2 protein-coding genes are annotated in these 1,245 nt (G+C 59.8%); one reads left to right on the top strand and one right to left on the bottom strand.

The window, feature by feature from the left end:
* A partial coding sequence (locus ACRXB1_RS36290) for a lytic murein transglycosylase (RefSeq protein WP_449494804.1) occupies positions 1-231 on the top strand: 231 nt, incomplete at its 5' end.
* A 70-nt stretch (positions 232-301) separates the two neighbouring features.
* Here ACRXB1_RS36290 and cysM read toward each other — a convergent pair.
* Positions 302-1,204 (bottom strand): cysteine synthase CysM, encoded by a 903-nt coding sequence (gene cysM / locus ACRXB1_RS36295; protein ID WP_062000016.1) that lies wholly within the window; start codon positions 1,202-1,204, stop codon positions 302-304.
* Positions 1,205-1,245 lie beyond the last annotated feature (41 nt).

Below are 1,245 nucleotides of genomic sequence, written 5' to 3' on the forward strand. Positions count from 1 at the left end.
TTGCTGATGGGCGAGCCGGGAGTCAATGTGTCGACGGAAGCAGGCACGCCGGTGACGGTGGTCGATTTACCGACACCGGGCCGGGCAACCGAGTACACGCTGGGGCTGAAGAACTTTTACGTGCTGACCCGCTACAACCGCAGCTTCTTCTATGCGCTCGCCGTGTATCAGCTTGGTGAAGCGGTGAAGGCGCAGATGAATGCCGGCGGAGCGGTAGCGGCTTCGCGATAATTCAGCCTTCGCTCAGACGTTAAAAAGCCCGGACTTGTCCGGGCTTTTTAACGTCTTCTTTTCACTGATATCAAGCCGGAAACACACCCGTCGACAAATACCGGTCGCCGCGATCGCAGACCACGAACACGATGGTCGCGTTCTCGACCTGACGCGCCACGCGCAGCGCCACTTCACACGCGCCCGCGGCCGATATGCCGCAAAAGATGCCTTCCACCGACGCCAGCCGCCGCGCCATGGCTTCAGAGGCCGCCTGGCTCACGCTTTCCGTTCGATCCACACGGCTGCGATCGAAGATCTTCGGCAGATACGCCTCTGGCCATTTGCGGATGCCCGGGATCCGCGAGCCTTCTTCCGGCTGTGCCCCGACAATCTCGATCTTCTCGTTCTGCTCCTTCAGATACTGCGACACGCCCATGATCGTGCCGGTCGTGCCCATCGCGGAAACGAAGTGGGTGATGCGCCCTTCCGTGTCACGCCACAATTCCGGACCCGTTGTCTCGTAGTGAGCGAGCGGGTTATCGGGATTGGCAAACTGATCCAGGATGATGCCTTTACCGTCACGCTGCATTTGCTCGGCCAGATCGCGTGCGTATTCCATGCCGCCCGTCACCGGCGTGAGCACGATTTCCGCGCCGTACGCGGCCATGCTCTGGCGGCGTTCCACCGACAGGTCTTCCGGCATCAGCAATACCATCTTGTAGCCGCGAATGGCGGCGGCCATGGCGAGTGCAATGCCCGTATTGCCGCTGGTCGATTCGATCAGCGTGTCGCCAGGCTTGATACGTCCGCGCTCTTCCGCTTTCTTGATCATCGATAACGCCGGACGGTCCTTCACCGAACCCGCCGGGTTATTGCCCTCGAGCTTGCCGAGAATCACGTTGTTGCGCGCGCGAATCTCGTCGTCCGGAATACGGACCAGTTGAACCAGCGGCGTATTGCCGATGGTGTCTTCAATAGTTTTGTAAGCCATAGCGGGTGTGTTGCAGAGCGTAGAGCTTTTGATTGTAGCCA

This window comes from Caballeronia sp. M23-90 (assembly GCF_053574605.1).

Coding starts and splice junctions, on each gene's coding strand:
- cysM (WP_062000016.1), bottom strand. CDS start 1,204: ATGGCTTACAAAACTATTGAAGACACCATCGGCAATACGCCGCTGGTT.